Origin of the sequence: Streptomyces sp. NPDC058650 (assembly GCF_042717315.1) — a bacterium.
GTDB lineage: Bacteria > Actinomycetota > Actinomycetes > Streptomycetales > Streptomycetaceae > Streptomyces.
The window spans coordinates 136311-154830 of sequence record NZ_JBHXRL010000001.1 but is presented as its reverse complement, the minus strand read 5'-3'; the positions used below and the strand labels follow the sequence as shown (position 1 = coordinate 154830).

Annotated in this window: 12 protein-coding genes and 1 tRNA gene; 11 read left to right on the top strand and 2 right to left on the bottom strand. The window is 72.1% G+C overall.

Annotation, left to right across the window (positions count from 1 at the left end):
- The first annotated feature begins 267 nt into the window (after positions 1 to 267).
- From topA to ACFWWU_RS00725, 6 genes are all read left to right on the top strand, one after another.
- Positions 268 to 3129 carry a type I DNA topoisomerase gene (gene topA / locus ACFWWU_RS00750; RefSeq protein ID WP_384137453.1) on the top strand — a complete coding sequence of 954 codons (2862 nt, stop codon included), beginning with the start codon at positions 268 to 270 and terminating at the stop codon, positions 3127 to 3129.
- Between the two features lie 130 nt (positions 3130 to 3259).
- Positions 3260 to 6658, top strand: a complete 3399-nt coding sequence (gene tmk / locus ACFWWU_RS00745) for a dTMP kinase (protein ID WP_384137451.1) — start codon at positions 3260 to 3262, stop codon at positions 6656 to 6658.
- Between the two features lie 204 nt (positions 6659 to 6862).
- Positions 6863 to 7066 (top strand): hypothetical protein, encoded by a 204-nt coding sequence (locus ACFWWU_RS00740; protein WP_384137449.1) that lies wholly within the window; start codon positions 6863 to 6865, stop codon positions 7064 to 7066.
- Between the two features lie 67 nt (positions 7067 to 7133).
- On the top strand, positions 7134 to 8336 hold the full coding sequence (locus tag ACFWWU_RS00735; protein ID WP_384137447.1) for a DNA polymerase III subunit delta': 1203 nt from the start codon (positions 7134 to 7136) through the stop codon (positions 8334 to 8336).
- 52 nt (positions 8337 to 8388) lie between these two features.
- Complete coding sequence (locus ACFWWU_RS00730; protein ID WP_384137445.1) at positions 8389 to 9954, top strand: alpha/beta hydrolase; 1566 nt, start codon at positions 8389 to 8391, stop codon at positions 9952 to 9954.
- 79 nt (positions 9955 to 10033) lie between these two features.
- Positions 10034 to 10107, top strand: a tRNA-Thr gene (locus ACFWWU_RS00725).
- A 122-nt stretch (positions 10108 to 10229) separates the two neighbouring features.
- On the opposite strand, the gene ACFWWU_RS00720 is transcribed toward ACFWWU_RS00725, so the two are convergent.
- Positions 10230 to 11840, bottom strand: coding sequence for a tyrosine-type recombinase/integrase (locus ACFWWU_RS00720; RefSeq protein ID WP_384137443.1), 1611 nt, complete (start codon positions 11838 to 11840; stop codon positions 10230 to 10232).
- The gene (locus ACFWWU_RS00715; RefSeq protein WP_384137442.1) at positions 11837 to 12520 is read right to left on the bottom strand and encodes a helix-turn-helix domain-containing protein; all 684 of its coding nucleotides are present in this window, start codon (positions 12518 to 12520) and stop codon (positions 11837 to 11839) included. Before ACFWWU_RS00715 ends, ACFWWU_RS00720 begins: the two co-directional genes overlap by 4 nt.
- A gap of 109 nt (positions 12521 to 12629) precedes the next feature.
- Between ACFWWU_RS00715 and ACFWWU_RS00710 the strand changes: the two genes are divergently transcribed.
- The 5 genes from ACFWWU_RS00710 (at position 12630) to ACFWWU_RS00690 (ending at position 18001) form a co-directional block, all read left to right on the top strand.
- Complete coding sequence (locus ACFWWU_RS00710; protein ID WP_362250743.1) at positions 12630 to 12845, top strand: hypothetical protein; 216 nt, start codon at positions 12630 to 12632, stop codon at positions 12843 to 12845.
- Between the two features lie 233 nt (positions 12846 to 13078).
- Entirely contained in the window at positions 13079 to 14356 is a 1278-nt protein-coding gene (locus ACFWWU_RS00705) for a DUF3631 domain-containing protein (protein WP_384137440.1), read from the top strand.
- Positions 14357 to 15070: 714 nt separating this feature from the next.
- Positions 15071 to 15397 (top strand): hypothetical protein, encoded by a 327-nt coding sequence (locus ACFWWU_RS00700; RefSeq protein WP_384137438.1) that lies wholly within the window; start codon positions 15071 to 15073, stop codon positions 15395 to 15397.
- Between the two features lie 334 nt (positions 15398 to 15731).
- The gene (locus tag ACFWWU_RS00695; RefSeq protein WP_384137436.1) at positions 15732 to 16292 is read left to right on the top strand and encodes a MobC family plasmid mobilization relaxosome protein; all 561 of its coding nucleotides are present in this window, start codon (positions 15732 to 15734) and stop codon (positions 16290 to 16292) included.
- Positions 16289 to 18001, top strand: coding sequence for a relaxase/mobilization nuclease domain-containing protein (locus ACFWWU_RS00690; protein ID WP_384137434.1), 1713 nt, complete (start codon positions 16289 to 16291; stop codon positions 17999 to 18001). The genes ACFWWU_RS00695 and ACFWWU_RS00690 overlap by 4 nt, the downstream gene beginning before the upstream one ends.
- Positions 18002 to 18520: the final 519 nt, after the last annotated feature.

The following is an 18520-nucleotide window of genomic DNA, read 5'->3' as shown; positions in this document are numbered from 1 at the left end:
CCCGAGCCGGGTCTCTTCGGGGTCTCTCTCGGTCCCGCTCCGACGCTCCGGCGCGTCCATCCGCCCCGCCCGACCGGGAGTCCGGGCGGCAGGAAGGCCAGGACTCGGGTTACCGTTCGAGTGGCCGTTGCGGGCTTTCGCCGTTTGACACGGGGGCGGGTTGTACCGTCACACTCCGCAGCGACGGGAGCGTCACCGTCCGTGCCGCTGCCGTGCGTGCCGCTGCCGTACGTGCCAGAGAGTGTCGATCCGGAGAGAAGAGCGAAGTTGTCCCCGACCAGCGAGACCGCACACGGCGGCCGCCGACTCGTCATCGTCGAGTCGCCCGCCAAGGCGAAGACGATCAAGGGCTACCTCGGCCCTGGCTACGTCGTCGAGGCGAGCGTCGGGCACATCCGCGACCTGCCCAGCGGCGCGGCCGAGGTGCCGGAGAAGTACACCGGCGAGGTGCGCCGCCTCGGAGTCGACGTCGAGCATGACTTCCAGCCCATCTATGTCGTCAACGCCGACAAGAAGGCGCAGGTCAGGAAGCTCAAGGAGCTGCTCGCCGAGTCCGACGAGCTCTTCCTCGCCACCGATGAGGACCGCGAGGGCGAAGCCATCGCGTGGCACCTCCAGGAAGTCCTGAAGCCCAAGGTCCCCGTCCACCGGATGGTCTTCCACGAGATCACCAAGGACGCCATCCGCGAGGCCGTCGCCAACCCGCGTGAGCTCAACCAGCGCATGGTCGACGCCCAGGAGACCCGCCGCATCCTCGACCGGCTGTACGGCTACGAGGTCTCGCCGGTCCTGTGGAAGAAGGTCATGCCGAAGCTGTCGGCAGGCCGCGTGCAGTCCGTCGCCACCCGGCTCGTCGTCGAGCGGGAGCGCGAGCGCATCGCCTTCCGCTCCGCCGAGTACTGGGACCTCACCGGCACCTTCGGCACCGGCCGCTCCGGCGACGCGTCCGACCCGTCCTCGCTGGTCGCCCGGCTGAACACGGTCGACGGCAAGCGCGTCGCCCAGGGCCGTGACTTCGGCGCCGACGGGCGGATGAAGTCCGACAGCGTGCTCCACCTGGACGAGGCGAACGCGCGCGCCCTGGCCGCCGCTCTCGCCGACACCGCGTTCTCCGTGCGGTCGGTCGAGTCGAAGCCGTACCGCCGCTCCCCGTACGCCCCCTTCCGCACCACGACCCTCCAGCAGGAGGCGAGCCGCAAGCTGGGCTTCGGTGCGAAGGCGACCATGCAGGTGGCGCAGAAGCTGTACGAGAACGGCTTCATCACCTATATGCGTACGGACTCCACGACCCTGTCCGACACCGCCGTCGTGGCGGCCCGGGCGCAGGTCACGCAGTTGTACGGCGCCGACTACCTGCCGGAGAAGCCCCGCGTCTACGCGGGCAAGGTCAAGAACGCGCAGGAGGCGCACGAGGCGATTCGCCCTTCGGGTGATCGTTTCCGCACCCCCGCGGAGACCGGCCTGACCGGCGACCAGTTCCGGCTCTACGAGCTGATCTGGAAGCGGACCGTCGCCTCCCAGATGAAGGACGCCACCGGTAACTCGGTCACCGTCAAGATCGGCGGCCGGGCCTCCGACGGCCGGGACGCCGAGTTCAGCGCCTCCGGCAAGACGATCACCTTCCACGGCTTCATGAAGGCGTACGTCGAAGGCGCCGACGACCCGAACGCGGAGCTCGACGACCGCGAGCGGCGCCTGCCGCAGGTCGCCCAGGGCGACGCGCTGACCGCCGAGGAGATCACGGCGGACGGTCACGCGACGAAGCCGCCGGCCCGCTACACCGAGGCCTCGCTGGTCAAGGAGCTCGAAGAGCGCGAGATCGGCCGCCCGTCGACGTACGCGTCGATCATCGGCACCATCCTCGACCGCGGCTACGTCTTCAAGAAGGGCACGGCGCTCGTGCCGTCCTTCCTGAGCTTCGCCGTCGTCAACCTTCTGGAGACGCACTTCGGGCGGCTCGTCGACTACGACTTCACCGCGCGGATGGAGGACGACCTCGACCGCATCGCGCGGGGCGAGGCCAAGTCCGTGCCGTGGCTGAAGCGCTTCTACTTCGGTCAGGGCGGAGGCACGGGCGAGGGTGGCGCGGCGGACGCCGGGAACGGCGACGGCGACCACCTCGGCGGCCTCAAGGAGCTCGTCACCGACCTCGGCGCGATCGACGCCCGGGAGATCTCCTCCTTCCCCGTCGGCAACGACATCGTGCTGCGCGTCGGCCGCTACGGCCCGTACGTCGAGCGCGGCGAGAAGGACGCGGAGGGCCACCAGCGCGCCGACGTCCCCGAGGACCTCGCGCCCGACGAGCTCACCGTCGAGCACGCCGAGGAGCTGCTCGCCAAGCCGAGCGGCGACTTCGAGCTGGGCGCCGACCCGGTCAGCGGCAACCAGATCGTGGCGAAGGACGGCCGCTACGGCCCGTACGTCACGGAGATCCTGCCCGAGGGCACCCCGAAGACCGGCAAGAACGCGGTGAAGCCGCGCACGGCCTCCCTCTTCAAGTCGATGGCGCTCGACACCGTCACCCTGGAGGACGCGCTCCGGCTGATGTCCCTGCCGCGGGTCGTCGGCGCGGACGCCGAGGGCGTCGAGATCACCGCGCAGAACGGCCGCTACGGCCCGTACCTGAAGAAGGGCACGGACTCGCGGTCGCTCACCGACGAGGAGCAGCTCTTCTCGATCACGCTCGAAGAGGCGCTCGCGATCTACGCGCAGCCGAAGCAGCGCGGCCGGGCGGCGGCCAAGCCGCCGCTGAAGGAGCTGGGCACCGACCCGGTCAGCGAGAAGCCCGTGGTCGTCAAGGACGGGCGCTTCGGCCCGTACGTGACGGACGGCGAGACCAACGCCACCCTGCGGACCGACGACAGCGTGGAGACGATCACGCCGGAGCGCGGTTACGAGCTCCTCGCGGAGAAGCGGGCCAAGGGACCGGCGAAGAAGGTCGCCAAGAAGGCGCCGGCGAAGAAGGCCACGACGGCGAAGAAGACGGCCACGAAGACGGCCACGAAGACGGCGGCGAAGAAGACCACCGCCGCCAAGACGACGGCCGCGAAGAAGACCGCCGCGAAGAAGACCACGGCGGCGAAGAAGACGACCGCGGCCAAGAAGACGGCGGCCGCGCAGCCGGAGTAGGCGCGGCCGGCGCGGTCTGTGACGAAGGCGGGGCGGGGGCCGGTGGCCCCCGCCCCGCCTTCGTCACAGGCTCGTCCGGATGTTCGGTCGGAGGCCGCGGGGAGCGAGGGCGTCCGGATAGGGTGGACGGATGACGCGAGCAGAGCAGCCAGACCGCCTCGGCGATTCCGACGCCGCACTCGTCGCGGATTCCCAGGAGCGTGCCGTACGGGCCCTCCTGCGCCATCAGCCCTTGCGCCGGCTGTGGGGCGCCCAGGTGGCCGGCGGCGTCGGTGACGCCCTCGCCCTCCTCGTCCTCGTCCTCCTGGGCCTCCAGGCGGCCGTCGCCGAGGGCGCGCTCGGGGGCGGATACCGCGGCGCCGCGTTCGCCGTGGCCGCCGTCGTCGGTACGCGCCTGCTCGCCTCGGTCCTCTTCGGGGCCGTCCTCCTCGGCCCGCTCACCGCGCTGACGGGCCCCGGCGGCGCGCTCGACCGCCGCTGGACCATGATCGGCGCCGACGGACTGCGGATCGCGCTCCTCGTCATCGCGCCCCTGTGGATCGACTGGACCCCCGACAGCGCGCTCTGGTTCCTGCTCGGCACCGTCTTCGTCACCGGTGCGGCCGAGCGGCTCTGGACCATCTGCCGCGAGGGTGCCGCGCCCGCGCTGCTGCCCGCCCCGCCGCTGGAGGGCGACGCCGTACGGCCGCTCCCCGACCACCTTGGCGCGCTCCGCCGGCTGTCCCAGCGCACCGGCTTCCTCGCCGTGCCGGCCGCGGCCGCGGTGCTGCTCGTCGCCACGCTCGTCGGCGAGCTGCTCGGCGCCGGACTCGACTGGTTCTCGCTGCACCAGGCCGCCCTCGGTTCGTACGTGGCGGCCGGCCTGTTCGCCGCCTCCGTCACCGGCCTGTACGCGATGGCGCTGCCCGGCGGGCAGACGCCGAGGCCCCGCTCGCCCCTGGAGGGGCTGCGCCGCCCCGCGGCCGGGAAGGGCGGCGCCGACGGCGCGGAGGGCAAGGGCCGCACCGGCGTCCTGCCCCTGCTGGTCCTGACCTGCGCCACCGTCGCCGGGGCGATCGCCGCGGCCGCGTCCCTCACCGTCCTCCACGCGTACGACCTGGGCGGCGGCCCCGTCACGTACGCGCTCCTGATCCTCGCGCTCAGCGGCGCCACCGCCGTCGGCATCCGCACCGCGCGCAAGGTCCTGCCCGTCCTGTCCCGGCGCCGGCTGCTCGCCCTCGCGACCGCCGTCACCGGTGTCGCGCTGATCGCCATGGGCCTGGTCCCGGACACCGCGACCGTGCTGTTCCTCGCCGTCCTCGCCGGGTACGCCGCCGGTGTCGCCGCCCACACCGGCCACACCCTCGTCGACCAGGAGACCGAGGAGCCGCGCCGGGCCCGGACCACCGAGCACCTCCAGGCCAACGCCCGCGTCGGCATGGCCGTCGGCGCGCTCGCCGCCCCGCTGCTCGCCGCCGCCATCGGGCCGTACCGGCTGGCCTCGGAGAGCGCCGACTTCGCGCACGCCGGCGCGGCCCTGACGCTCGCCCTGGTGGGCGCCCTGCTGCTGCCGGTCGCCGCGCTCGTCCTCGCCAAGACCGACGACCGTGCCGGTGTCCCGCTCCGCCGCGACCTGCGCGACGCGCTGCGCGGCTCCGACCCGGCCCAGGCGCCCTCCCCGACCGGCTTCTTCATCGCCCTGGAGGGCGGCGACGGCGCCGGGAAGTCCACCCAGGTCCAGGCGCTCGCCGAGTGGATCCGGGCGAAGGGCCACGAGGTCGTCGTCACCCGCGAGCCCGGTGCCACCCCGATCGGCAAGCGGCTCCGCTCGATCCTCCTCGACGTGTCGTCGGCGGGGCTTTCGAACCGGGCCGAGGCCCTGCTGTACGCGGCCGACCGCGCCGAGCACGTCGACTCCCTGGTCCGGCCCGCCCTGGAGCGGGGCGCGATCGTCCTCTCCGACCGGTACATCGACTCGTCCGTGGCCTACCAGGGCGCGGGCCGCGACCTGTCCCCGACCGAGATCTCCCGCATCTCGCGCTGGGCGACGGACGGGCTCGTCCCGCACCTCACCGTCGTCCTCGACGTCTCCCCGGAGACGGCCCGGGAGCGCTTCACCGAGGCGCCCGACCGGCTGGAGTCCGAGCCGCCGGAGTTCCACGCGCGCGTGCGGGCCGGTTTCCTCGCCCTCGCGGCCGCCGACCCGAGCCGCTACCTCGTCGTCGACGCCGGGCAGGAGCCCGAGGCCGTCACCACCGTCGTACGCCACCGGCTCGACCGGATGCTGCCGCTCTCCGAGGCCGAGGTGAAGGCCGCCGAGGAGGCCCGCCGGAAGGCCGAGGAAGAAGCGCGGCGCCTCGCGGAGGAAGAGGCCGCCCGCAAGGCCGAGGAAGAGCGCCTGGAGCGCGAGCGGCAGGAGCAGCTCGCCAAGCTCCGCGCCGAGGAGGAGGAGCGCAAGCGGCGCGAGGAGGAAGAGGCGCGCCGCCTGGAGGCCGAGCGGCAGGCTGAGGAGGCCCGCCGGAAGGCCGAGGAGGCCCGGGTCGCAGCCGAGCTCGCCGCCGAGGAGGAGCGGAAGCGGCTCGCCGACGAGGAGAAGGCCCGCCTGGAGGAGCAGGAGCGGATCCGCAGGGAGGCCGAGGAGGAGGCGCGGCTCCGGGCCGAGGCGGAGGAACGCCGCCTGGAGAAGCAGCGCAAGGCCGAGGAGGCCCTGCTCCGGGCCGAGGAGGCCCGCCGGATGGCCGAGGCCGCGGCCGCCGCGAAGGCGGCGGAGGAGGCCGCGGTGAAGGCCGCGGCGGAGAAGGTCGCCGCCGAGGCGGCAGCGAAGGCCGCAGCCGAGAAGGCCGCGACGGAGCGCGCGGCGGCGGAGAAGGCGGCGGCACAGCGTGCGGCGGCCGTGGCCGCCGCCGAGGCCGAGAGGAAGGCGGCGGCCGAGCGCGCCGCCGCGGAGAAGGCGGCCGCGGAGAAGGCCGCTGCTGAGCGTGCGGCCGCGGAGAAGACTGCGGCTGAGCGCGCGGCGGCCGAGAAGGCGGCGGCTGAACGGGCGGCGGCCGAGCGGGCCGCTCGGGCCACCGAGGTGTCGGCGAACGAGGTCACCGTGGAGACGCCGGTCGTGAAGCCGGACGCCGGTCCGGCCGCCGACTCCGAGGCACCCACCGTTTCGCCCGACGAGGTCACCGTGGCCACGCCGATCGTGCGGCCGGAGGCCGAGACGGCCGTCATGCCGAAGATCCGGGACCCGCGGGCCGTCGACGAGACCGCCGTCCTGCCTCCCGTACGGGATCCCCGGGCGTCCGACCCCGCCGACCGGGTGCCGCAGGGCATCTTCCGCGACGAGCGGAGGCAGCGGCGGACGCAGGCGCAGTCGCAGGAACAGGCGCAGGACCACGGTGCGAACGACCGGACCCGTGAGCTGCCCCAGCTCGACGAGAACGGGCAGCCGCGCCGCCGCTCGGACTGGGCCGAGGAGACCCCGCTCGACGATCTGCCGACGCTCGCGGACGAGCTGTTCGGCCCGCACGACGACGAGAACGACGGCCGCCGGCGCCGCTGAGTCTGCCTCTGTTTCCGGGTGGAGGGTGTAGCCAGCCCAGCCCCACCCTCCACCCGGAAGCCGGCTCCATACCGCTGTGACCTCGGCAGCACGGTGGTGCAGGCTCCACCATCGGTCCGGGGGTGGGCACCGCTGTGCGGGGACGGGGACGCGACGAAGATCGAATCAGCACTTCCCGCGACCCCCACACCCCTGGAGATTCCCATGCGGTTCCTGCTCTGGCTGCTGTTCACGGCGGGCGTCCTCGCCAACGCCTGCGTCAACACGTTCGCCGGCTGGACCGGCGCCGCGCACGCCACGGCGAGCGTCGGCTCGGGCGCGCTCGTGCTCGGCTCCGCGGTCGGCCTGTGGCTGACCCGCGCCCGAGCCCGAGCCCACGTCCGCGCTCGGGCCCGCGGCGTGGCCTGACGCCCGGTCGGCGGGGGTTGTCAGAGCGCTGCCCCACAATGGAGGGCGTACCTGAGGAGGGGCAGACATGGCCGTATGGGACGACCTGGTCGGACAGACGCGGGTCGAGGAGCAGCTCAGCGCCGCCGCGCGCGACGCCGACGCGCTCGTGACCGCCCATACCGCCGGAGAGCCCGCCCCCGAGGCGTCGAAGATGACCCACGCCTGGCTGTTCACCGGCCCGCCGGGGTCCGGGCGGGCGACCGCGGCGCGGGCGTTCGCCGCCGCGCTCCAGTGCGTGAGCCCCGACCGGGCGATGGGCGGGGTCCCGGGCTGCGGATTCTGCGACGGCTGCCACACGACGCTCGTCGGCACCCACGCGGACGTGGAGATCGTCCGTACGGACCTGCTGTCCATCGGTGTGAAGGAGACCCGCGAGCTCGTCCGGCGCGCCCAGCTGTCGCCCGCCGGCGGGCGGTGGCAGGTCATCGTCCTGGAGGACGCCGACCGGCTCACCGAGGGCGCGGGGAACGTCCTGCTGAAGGCCATCGAGGAGCCCGCGCCGCGCACGGTCTGGCTGCTCTGCGCGCCCTCCGTCGAGGACGTGCTGCCGACGATCCGTTCCCGCTGCCGTCACCTGACCCTGCGGACGCCGCCGGTGGAGGCGGTGGCCGATGTGCTCGTGCGGCGCGACGGCATCGAGCCGGCGGCGGCGCACGCCGCGGCCCGCGCGACCCAGGGGCACATCGACCGGGCCCGGCGGCTCGCCACGGACGAGCGGGCCCGGGCGCGCAGGGCCGTCGTCCTCAAGCTGCCGCTGCGGGTCGGGGACGTCGGCGGCTGCCTCAAGGCCGCCCAGGAGCTGGTCGACGCGGCGGCGGAGGACGCGAAGCAGGTCGCGGAGGAAGTCGACGTCAAGGAGACCGAGGAGATGAAGGCGGCGCTCGGCGCCGCGCAGGGCGGGCGGATGCCCCGCGGCACGGCCGGTGTGATGAAGGACCTGGAGGAGCGGCAGAAGCGGCGCAAAACGCGCACCCAGCGCGACAGCCTGGACCTCGCGCTCACCGACCTGACCGGCTTCTACCGCGACGTGCTGGCGCTCCAGCTCCGCTCGCGCTCGGACATCGCCAACGTGGACGTGCGGGACGCCCTGGAGCGGATCGCCGCGGACACCACCCCGGAGCGGACCCTGCGCCGCATCGAGGCGATCCTGGCCTGCCGGGACGCCCTCGACCGGAACGTGGCTCCGCTGCTCGCGGTGGAGGCGATGACGATGTCGCTCCGCGACTGAGGGCACCCGCACGATTGGACACGGTCCGTACTCGTCCGGATACGCTCCGGGAATGGACTCCAGGGGTTTGCTCCGTACGTCCGCCACGGCCCTCGCGGCCGCCGGACTGATCCTCTCCGGCTGCACGGGCGGAAGCGACGCCGCCGCGTCCCGTACGACGACGACATCGGCCGCCCGCGCCTCCGCCTCGGCCTCGGCCGAGAGCGAAGCGCTAAAGAGGTACTACGGGCAGAAACCGACGTGGCGCGACTGTGGTGTCACGGGCTTCCAGTGCGCGACGCTGCTGGCCCCGCTCGACTACGCGAAGCCGGACGGCGGTGACGTCGAGCTGGCGGTCTCGCGGATCCGGGCCACGGGCCCGGGGAAGCGGCTCGGTTCGCTCCTGGTCAACCCGGGCGGGCCCGGCGGATCGGCCGTCGGCTACCTCCAGGGGTACGCGGGCATCGGCTACCCCGCCCCCGTCCGCGCCCGCTACGACATGGTGGCCGTCGACCCGCGCGGGGTCGCCCGCAGCGAGCCGGTCGAGTGCCTGACGGGCCCGCGGATGGACGCGTACACGCAGGTGGACCAGACCCCCGACGACGCGGCGGAGACCAACAGGCTGAGCGCGGCCTTCAAGGAGTTCGCGGCGGCCTGCCAGAAGCACTCCGGGGAGGTCCTGCCGCACGTCTCCACCGTCGAGACGGCCCGTGACATGGACATCCTGCGGGCGGTGCTCGGCGACGAGAAGCTCAGCTACGTGGGGGCCTCGTACGGCACGTTCCTCGGCGCCACGTACGCCGAGCTGTTCCCCGGCCGGGTCGGCCGGCTGGTCCTCGACGGGGCGATGGACCCGTCCCTGTCCGCGCTCGACCTCAACCGCGACCAGACCGCCGGCTTCGAGACCGCCTTCCGCGCCTTCGCCGCCGACTGCGTCCGCAAGCCGGACTGCCCGCTCGGCACCGAGTCGGCCGCGGCGGCCGGCGAGGCGCTGCGGGCCTTCTTCCGCGACGTGGACGCGAAGCCGGTGCCGACGGGCGAGAGCCGCGAGCTCGGCGAGTCGCTCGCGACGACGGGCGTGATCGCGGCGATGTACGACGAGGGCGCCTGGCCCCAGCTGCGCGAGGCCCTCACCCGGGCGATCGGCGGCGAGGGCTCGGGCCTGCTCGCCCTGGCCGACAGCTACTACGAGCGGGAGGCGGACGGCACGTACGCCAACCTGATGTACGCCAACGCCGCCGTGAACTGCCTCGACCTGCCGGCCGCCTACGCCGGCCCCGCCGACGCCGAGAAGGCGGTCCCGTCCTTCGAGAAGGCCTCCCCGGTCTTCGGTGAGGGCCTCGCCTGGGCGGCCCTCAACTGCACCTACTGGCCCATGCGCCCCACCGGCAGCCCCCACCGCATCACCGCCGACGGCGCCGCCCCGATCCTCGTCGTCGGCACCACCCGCGACCCGGCCACCCCGTACAAGTGGGCCCGCTCCCTGGCCGCCCAGCTCTCCTCGGGCATCCTCCTGACCTACGACGGCGACGGCCACACCGCGTACGGCCGGGGCAGCGACTGTGTCGACTCGGCCATCAACGCCTACCTCCTGGAAGGCACGCCTCCGCAGGACGGAAAGCGCTGCTCATCGGCATGATCCGGGGGTGGTCGGAGCACCCCCGGAAACTGTGTAGACTTGGCGGCGCTGCTGCACCCAACATGGGTCTGCACGGCAAGCCGCCTTAGCTCAGCTGGCCAGAGCAACGCACTCGTAATGCGTAGGTCTCGGGTTCGAATCCCGAAGGCGGCTCGGAATTACCCCAGGACTCACTCGCCGTGACCTGGGGTTTTTTCATGCCCAGGGCATGCCGAGCCGCACGACGGGGATGCCGTGGGAGTGCTTGCGTGAGCGATGCGTGAGCGGAGCGGCTATCAGCCCTTGCGTGCGGTCTTCTTGGCCTTGCCCTTCTTCTTCCCCTTGGCTTTCGCCTTCTCGGCCTTCTTCGCCTCTTTGGCGGCCTTCCGGGCCTGTTCCTCCTGGTCGGCCTTGCGTTGGAGGGGGACCAGCTTGGCGGTGGCCTCGGCGGCGCTCTTGCCGACGTGGGGGAGCACGCTCTGGTAGATGTCGCGCGTGATCCGGGTGTCGCTGTGCCCGAGCGTGTCCGACACGATCTTGATGTCGATGTCGGCCGCCAGCATGAGCGTGGCCGCGCCGTGCCGGAGATCGTGCAGCCGGATCGGCGGGAGGCCGGAGGCGGCGACGAGGCGCTCGAAGAGGTCGGTGACCTTGCCTGGGTGGAGCCAGGAGCCGTCCTCCTGGGTGAAGACGAGTCCGGTGTTCACCCAGGCCGCGCCCCACTCGGCACGGTCGGCCTCCTGCTGCTCGCGGTGCCGCTTCAGGACGTGGGCGGTGTCGTCGTCCAGGGCCACGACGCGGAAGCCGCTGTCCGTCTTCGGTTCGGACGCCTCGACCTCCCAGCCGTCCTGGACGAGCTGGCCGGTGACCGTGAGGGAGTGCCGGTCGAGGTTGGTCTCTGACCACGGCTGCCCGCACGCCTCACCTCGCCGCAGGCCGCGGAAGGCGATCAGGTGCCACATCGCGTACAGCCGGTCCTCGGCGACGAAGTCGAGGAAGGCGCCGGTCTGCTCCGGCGTCCAGACCATCACGGGCGAGGGCTTCTCGCCTGTCTGCTCCCACTTGGAGACCCGCTCGTCCGTCCACACGAGCGCCTTCGGCTTGCGCACCGGGTCGATCTCGACGTGGGCCGCCGGGTTGAACGTGATGATCTGCTGCCCGATCGCGTCGTTCATGGCCGCGCGGAGCGTCGCCTTGATGTGCTGGCGTGTGGCGGGGCCGGTGACGCGGCGGAAGGGCGGCATCGCGTCGATCGCGGCCTTCATGGCCTTGCGGCGGGCGCGGTTCGCCGCACCCTTCCACGGGACGGTCGCCAACTCCTCGACCGCCGCACGCCGCTGGGCGTTCTGCTCCAGGATCTCGGCGTTGGCGTCGGTGATGGCGGTGAACATGTCGCTCAGGTGGCTGACGCGCAGCCGGTCGAGACGCCGGTGGCCGATGTGCGGCTTGAGGTGCACGCGGCCGTCGGTTTCGTACCGGCTGATGCCCGACTTCCGGATGCGCTTGCCGGCGAGCCACCGGTCCAGCCACTCGGCCACGGTCAGGCTGCCGATGAGATCCTGGCCGGCCCTGAGCCGGCGCCGGGTCTCCTCCACGTCCGGCAGGGGCAGCTTCTCGCCGCTGACCTCGGCCAGCATCGCGGCGACCAGCTGTATGCCCTCGGGGTCGTCGACCTCGGCGAGCCCCAGGAGAGCCCGCACGTGGTCGAGATCGGCCTGGGCGGCCTTGAGACTGTCGTACCCGCCCCGCGCGAAGGACCGCCGGCCGCCGTCCTCGCGGGGCGGCAGCTCCTGGCGTATGGAGTAGGTGCAGTGATTCCTGCTGTTGCGCTTCGGGCAGGCGGAGCCGAGTTCCTTGCCGGACTTCGGGTCACGGCAGGAGCAGCGGCGGTAGGTGGAGCCCTTCAAAGGCTTTCCTCCATGGTGGTGTTGGGGTCGGTTTCGGGCGGATCGACATCGCCCAGTGCGGGTGGCAGGTCGGGTGGGGTGGCTCCCTCGTCGCGGATGTCCCGGCGGAGGTGGCGGAGGTTGTACTTGGCGGAGATGGCCTGGTCGGCGTATTCGGTCCGCCTGCGTTCGGCTTCTTCCTGCTGGGCGCGGCTGGTGGCCGTTTTGGCGGCGAACCGTGCCCGTTCTTCCTCTTCGAGCGCGGCGAGCGCGGTGCGCGTGAGTCTGGCGTGAAGCTCGAAGTCGGGGACCATGCCCGCGTCGCGTTCGGGCACCTCCTGTTCGCCGGTGAAGCGCCGTAGGGCGTCCCAGGTGGGGACGAGGCTCTGGAACGGGAGTTCCTGGGTCTGATCGACGTACCCGACCGGGAAGATCAGGCAGACCGGGTACGTCTCCAGGGCGGCGGCCAGCACGATGACGTCCACCAGCGGCAGGGTGGCCCGGCGTCCGGACTCCATGTTGGCGATCACATTGCGCGGGATCGGGTGCCCGAGCCGCTCGCACTGGTCGGCCAGGTCCTGTGCGCTCCATCCCATCTCCTTTCTCCGTCGCCAGACCTCGCCGGCCACGTTGGCCTTGATCCGGTCCACCCACTCCGGGAAGTCGTCGTCCTCTTCATCATCGAAACCGTGTTGTGTCATGCAGACACAGTAGCTCGCTCATGATGGTTCCTAGCCGCCTGGAGCCGGACGTGTTGGGCATGTTCGCCGAGGGCTGTGACGAAAGGAGCGCTACGTGCGCGATGAGGCGATGGCCGAGCAGGCGAAGAGCATGAGCCGTGAGGAACTGCTGGCCCTTCCAGTTGCCGTTGACCTGGACACGGGCAACCGTGCGCTGGGTCTCGGTCGGAGCAAGGGCTATGAGCTGGCCAAGCGGGGCGAGTACCCGTGCAAGGTTCTGCGCCTGGGCAAGGCGTACCGCGTGGTGACCGCGGACCTGTTGAATCTGCTGGGGCTGGCCGCTTGAGGGTGAAGCAACATAGGAGGCAGTTCTGCGCTGAGCTGACACAGAAGCGCTGGACTGTGGCCAGGTGTGGACGTACTGTCCGTGTTCCCTCGCGGTGGCCTGCTGCCCGCGAGAAGGGGATGGGCCCCCGGCGGTGCGACGCCGGAGGCCCGAGCAACCCCGAACGGCCCTGGAAGAACCAACCCGGCGGCAAGGGCGTGCGAGCCCGCCACCGCCAGACGAGGAGCTGCCCTGTGGAACACCCCGAACCCCAGCCCTATTCCAACCCCGACAAGCCCGTGTGGCCGCCGGTGGTCGCTCCCGGCAAGCCCGGCGAGTACATCGGCCAGGCTTCTACCGCTGACGGCGTCGAGGGCGCCGTGGCGGACGAGTCTGCCGAGGAGACGGAACCGGACCCCGAGCCGACCGCAGGATCGGTCCTGCTGGACGAACTGCGTCGGCGGATAGCGAAGTTCGTGATCCTGCCCTCCGAGCAGGCTCTCGACGCCGTCACGTTGTGGGTGGCGGCGACGCATCTCCAGCCCTCGTGGCAGCACGCCCCGCGCCTGGCGGTGGTGGGGCCGGCGAAGCGGTGCGGCAAGTCGCGGCTGCTTGACGTGCTGACCGAGACGGTCCACGAGCCGATGCTCACGATCAACACCACGCCGGCGGCGGTCTTCCGCTCCATCACCGAGGAGCCGCCCACGCTCCTGGTGGACGAGGCGGACACGATCTTCGGCACTCCGAAGCAGGCGGAGAAGAACGAGGAGATGCGTGGCCTGCTGAACGCCGGCCACCAGCGCAACCGCTACGTGACCCGGGTGGTCGGCAACGACCACACGCCCCACCGGTTCGCCACCTTCGCCATGGCGGCCATCGCCGGGATCGGCGACCTGCCCGACACGATCATGGACCGGTCGGTGGTCATCCGCATGCGCCGACGGGCGGAAGGCGAGAGCGTCCGGCCCTTCCGGTCGCGGCGGGACATCCCGTCCCTCCATGACCTGCGCGACCGCATCGCCGCCTGGGCGGCGCCCCTGGTGGACGAGGCCGCAGATCTGGAACCGATGATGCCGGTCGAGGACCGGGCCGCCGACACCTGGGAGCCCCTGGTCATCGTCGCCGACCTCGCGGCCGGCACCTGGCCGCGCCGTGCCCGTACCGCGTGCGAGCGAATGGTCGCCGCCGAGGCGGCGGCCGAGGAGGACCACCCCAGCGGGGCCCGCATCCTGGCCGACATCCGGCGCGTCTTCGTCGCCCAGCGCGAGGTCGACAGCCTCTCCACGGAGGAGCTGATCCACCACCTGCGCCAGGACCCGGAGAACCCGTGGGCCGAGTGGGGGCGCAGCGGGCTCAGCCCCCGCGACCTCGGCTCGATGCTCCGGCAGTTCGGCATCAAGCCCGGCAACGTCCGCATCGCCGACGGAACCCAGCGCAAGGGCTACATGCGCAACAAGTTCCTCGACCCCTGGCGCCGCTACTGCCCGACCGTCCACCCGGTCGACGCCACACCCACCCTCCCCCAGGGCTGACCCCGCCCCGCCCCCGCTCGTTGCCGTCCTCGCCGTCCCTGCCGTGATCGCGCAGGTCACAGGGCATACGCGCAAGACGGCAACCGGGCCCAAGACGGCAAAACGATCACCGTCGCCCGTGTAGACCGCCGGGACGTCGCCCGCATCCGTCTCGTGCCGTCCCACGCGTACGTGCCGTATCGCCGCAGGTCACCGGCTACGAGGCCAAGACGGAGGTCAGACCCGTGCCGTCCCCGCCGGGACATGGCCAGGACGGACGCCGACCGGGCCTGCCGTACCGGCCCTGACCTGCGCTTGCAACGGCCAAGACGCCCAAGACGCATCACGCCACCACCACAGGAGCACCCCGCTTGACCACCCCTGCCATACCCGCCCACCACCGCACAGCCCACCAGGCGACCGGCTGGGACCGCGCCGCGATCCTCGCCCTCGGCGCCGCCGCGTGTGCCCTCTCGTACGACGCACTGCAGCAGATGGCCGTCGCCATCCACGTCCGTGGCTTCCTCACCTACCTCTTCCCGCTCGTGATCGACGGGTTCATCGCCTACGGGGTACGAGCCCTCCTCGTCCTGCGCACCGCCCCGTTCCGAGCCCGCCTCTACATATGGACCCTGTTCGGAAGCGACCACGGCGAGCATCTGGGCGAACGCCCTGCACGCCCTCCGCCTCAACCAACAGGTCACATCCGACGGCCTGTACCTGGGCGACGCCACAGTGGGCGTCCTCTCGACCATCGCGCCGCTCGCCCTGGCCGGAGCGGTCCACCTCCACATCCTGATCACCCGCGAGACCACGATCGCGGCTCCGGAACAGCCGGCCGGGGATACGGAGGCCAAGCGGCGAGGCGGACGTCCACCGGACGCCTCGCTGGAGGACCTGGTCGAAATAGGCCGAGCCGCTGCCGCCGAGCAGGGCGAGCTGTCCCGAGCGGTTGTACGCACGGCCGTGCAAGCCCAGGGGCTCGGCATGGCCGGCAAGCGACTGACCGAGGTCATGAACATCCTCCGGGCCGAGGCGAAGGCCGCTTCCGAAACCTCCTGACCTTCCGAACCCCGAGCCCGGGTGGGGTGGTCGGAACCCTTCCGACCACCCCGACCGCGGTCGTGTCCACACCCTGGGGGCCGCTCCTGTGGATACGCACACATGCCCTCCCCGTGCCCCTGCGCCCGCCTCCCGTCCCGCGTATTGGAGAACGCCTGTGCTCCGTGACTCCCACGACGACGCCACTATCAGTACCGACACGGCGTCCCTCCAGCCGAAGTCGTTTACGTTCATGGACCGTTTGCGGCAGGCGTTCGGACGGACAGCCCCTGGCGGAGCCAGTAGTACCCCGAGTCCGACTCAAGGCCGGTCTTCGGGGAGCTCCGCCCCAGGGGTGGCGGAGACGGCCCAGCGCCAGGGGGCGCCGGGCCGGGAGGTCGGGACCGAGGGCGGCCCCGACCCGGACGAGCTCCACGCCGTCCAGCAGCAGATCCTCCGCCCCGCACCCGCCACCGAACCGACAGCCGGCGAGCGAGCGGTGCAGAGCGTGCAGCCGGCGATCCGCCGTTTCACCGGCACCAAGCGGACCGTCCGCGTCGGCCCGCTGCGGTTCACCGGCGACGAGCACGCCGGCCTCCAGGAGGCTGCCGCCGAGCACGGCTACAAGGGGGAATCCGGCTTCGCCGCCGACATCGTCCTCGCGTTCGTATCCGGCCGGTTCACCGCGAACTTGCCGCTGTCCGAGGACCGCCGCCGTATCCACATGTTCCGCGCCCAGGTTCTGCGCGAGCTCAACCGGATCGGCGTCAACGTCAACCAGATCGCCCGCGCGCTGAACAGCGACCTCACCCCACCCGACGTCCGCCACCGTCTCGACGAGCTCCACCGCCTGCTGGAGCTGATCGCCGAGGCCCTGCGCGAACCCGCCGAATTCAGGAAGGACCTGGCCGCGTGATCGCCGCCATCAAACCGGCCGGGTCCAACACCCGCGGCCTGCTCGCTTACCTCTACGGCCCCGGCCGCCACGACGAGCACGCCGACCCGCACATCGTCGCCGGCTTCGCCATGCTCGGCATGCCCGACCCCGGCCGCGACCCCGAGGCCACCCTCACCCAGCTCGCCCGCCACCTCGACGAGCCCGTCCATCTTCGGAACAGCGAGTTCGGCAAGAAGGTCACCGACCAGGTCTGGCACTGCCCCGTCCGCACCGCCCCCGAAGACCGCCGCCTCTCCGACACGGATTGGGCCGACATCGCCCAGCGGATCGTCGAAGCCGCCGGCATCGCCCCGGCCGGGGACGATCTTGGCTGCCGGTGGATCGCCGTACGCCACGCGGACGACCACATCCACATCCTCGCCACCACAGTCCGCGAAGACGGCCGCCGCCCCAGGCTCCACGACAGCGGCATCCGCGTCGGCGACGCCTGCCGCCAGATCGAGACCGACTACGGCCTGCGCCAGCTGACGAAGGGTGACCGCACCGCCGGGCGCCGGCCCACCCAGGCCGAGATGCACAAGGCCGAACGCCTCGGCTGGGAGCAGACCAGCCGCGACTGGCTCCAGGACCGCATCCGCGCCGCCATCCCCCACGCCAGCAACACCGAGGAACTCCTCGCCTACCTCGAAGCCATGGACATCGCGGTCAAACCCCGCCGCGGACCTTCCGGCGACCTCCTCGGCTACGCCGTCGGCCGCCCCGGCGACCTCAACAAGGACGGCGCACAGATCTTCCACCCCGGAGGAAAGATCGCCCCCGATCTCACCCTCCCCAAGCTCAAGGCCCGCCTGGAGACGGCCGCGCCAGAGGAGCACCCCACCGCCCGCCGCGACCATCCCGCCACCCCCTGGCACCAAGCCACCGACGCCCTCGACACCCTCCATCAGGGGATGGCCGACGACACCCACGCCCAGGCCCACATCACCGCGCTCGGCGACCTCATCGAAGCCACCGCCCAGAAAGCCCCCAAGTACCTCCACGCCGAACTACGAGCAGCCTCACGGGCATTCGCACGCGCTCAGCGCTCCCACATCCGAGCCGAGAACCAGGCCGCCCACACCCTGCGCAAGGCCGTCCGCGACCTCGCCCACACCGCCACCGGCCCCGACGACAGCGCCCTGACGACCCTGCTGGCCACCCTCGTCTGGGCAACGATCCTCGCCGCCCGCTGGCACGAGGCGAAGAACCACGCCCACCAGACCGAAGCCGCCCGCCAGACCCTCCACCACCTCCAGAACGCCGCCGACCGCGCCCTTACACCCGTCGTCGACAGCCTCGCCACCCGCCGACCGAGCGATCAGGCCCGCCAGACCCTCGCCCACGACGTCCGGGCCGCTGTCCCCGACCACGCCGACCGCATCCTCACCGACCCCACCTGGCCGGCCCTCGCCACCGTCCTCGCCGACGCCGAAGCCGGCGGCCACAAACCCCACCAGCTCCTCAAGGAAGCCGCCGCCCAACGCGAACTCACCACCGCCCGCCAACCCGCCCGCGTCCTGATCACCCGCATCCAGCACACCAGCCGCAACCCCGCCCCCAACCCCCGCGCCGAAGCCGCCCGCCGCCGCTCCACCATGGCGCCCGCGCCCAGCGGGCATCTGGTCCGAACTCCCCTCCATGCCACGGCAGCCACAGCCTCCGCCGATCAACACCGTCGGCACCGTTGACAGTCCCGGAAGGTGCCCAGGCCGCCGCCCAACAACCAAGTCCCCGCCTGTAGCACGCACTACGGCAGCCGACCTGCGGGGTACCGGTCCCGCAAGTCGGGAGCGAGGAATCCCCCTGACGGATCTCCCACCCAATCGTGTGACTGGGCCGCGCGGTGCGCGGTTTGTCGCTAGAGTCCTAGCTGCTGGGCGGCAGCCCGGTGGCAGTGGGCACCCGGAAGGGTGCTAGAGGTGGGGCCCACAGTTGGGCCCACTCTGGGTTGTCCGGTGGCGACCCAGGAGTTTTGCCGCGCCTCTCCTGCGGAGAGCAACCGCAGGTCTGTCCCGACCCGAAGCGAAGGAAGACCCGGTCCGCAACCGGGAGCAGTACCTGAGTCGCTACACCGGCGCGATCTCAGTTCGTCACCTATTGGTGGCCGGACTGAGCGTGCGCGTGTTTGGTCCGGCCTTGTTAGAAGGGCTGGACATTGGACCAGGTCACCCTCGGAGCTTTCACGGTATTTGGGCTGCTCAGCTTGA